At 65.8% G+C, this 841-nt stretch carries 1 protein-coding gene; it reads right to left on the bottom strand.

Going from position 1 to position 841, the window contains the following annotated elements; genetic code table 11:
- Positions 1 to 618 precede the first annotated feature (618 nt).
- The coding region (locus tag IMZ11_RS42775; protein ID WP_374463261.1) for a hypothetical protein at positions 619 to 841 on the bottom strand (223 nt) is incomplete at its 5' end.

Raw genomic sequence — 841 nt, 5'->3', positions numbered from 1 at the left:
CCACCGCTATCCCAAACACCGCCCCCGCGCCTGGGCCCGCAGACAGTGACCGTGACAGGGACAGGGACAGGGACAGGGACAGGGACAGGGACAGGGACAGGGACAGGGACAGGGATAGGGATAGGGACGGTGACGGTGGCTGGCTGCGACAGAGCAGTTGATACCGGAGGCATCCGGACCCCCTCAGGATGTCCGGTCTTGCCAGGACGCCCTGTCCTGCTGGAATGCGCTGTTTTGTCAGGTGTCCGGACCCTGCGGGCATGTCCGGACCTACCAGGACGTGCGGACCTACTGGGACGTGCGGATGTACCGGACTCCATCGGTTCATCGCATGTCCCGACATGGTGGTTCGGGATGCCCGGACCTTAACGGCCCTACCGCAGCTGACCATGGGATCAACGACGACTGCCGCAGCGGATCGGGGGCCAACGCGTGCGCCACAGGTGATCAGGGCCGACGACGACTGCTGCAGGTGACCATGGAATCAACGGCGTGCGTCGCAGGTGGCCATGGAAGCAAGGGCGCCAGCCGCAGAAGAGCATGGGGCCAGCGGCGTGCGCCGCAGGAGAGCACGGGACCAAGTCCGCCACGACCGGTTGCTCGAGCGGGCCTCGGTGATCAGTTGATCTTGGGGGTTCGTGTCAGCGCTGGCAGGAGTTGCGCTTCCTCGTATGCGAAGTGCTCTTCCAGGCTGGAGGCCAGTCGTTCGAGCTCGGTCCGGAACGTCTCGGCATCGGCTGCGTTGGTCTCAGAGGCCCGAGATCCGATGGTGGTGGTCCCGAAGGCGCGCGGTTCGGGGGTGGTGGTTCGTGGTGTGTCGGGTTGGGGGGTTCCGAAGGTC

The sequence above is a fragment of the Microtetraspora sp. AC03309 genome (genome assembly GCF_020826795.1).
In the GTDB taxonomy this organism is placed as follows: Bacteria; Actinomycetota; Actinomycetes; order Streptosporangiales; family Streptosporangiaceae; genus Microtetraspora; species Microtetraspora glauca.
Note: the sequence above shows the minus strand (reverse complement) of the source record. Positions and strands in the feature narration are given on the sequence as shown.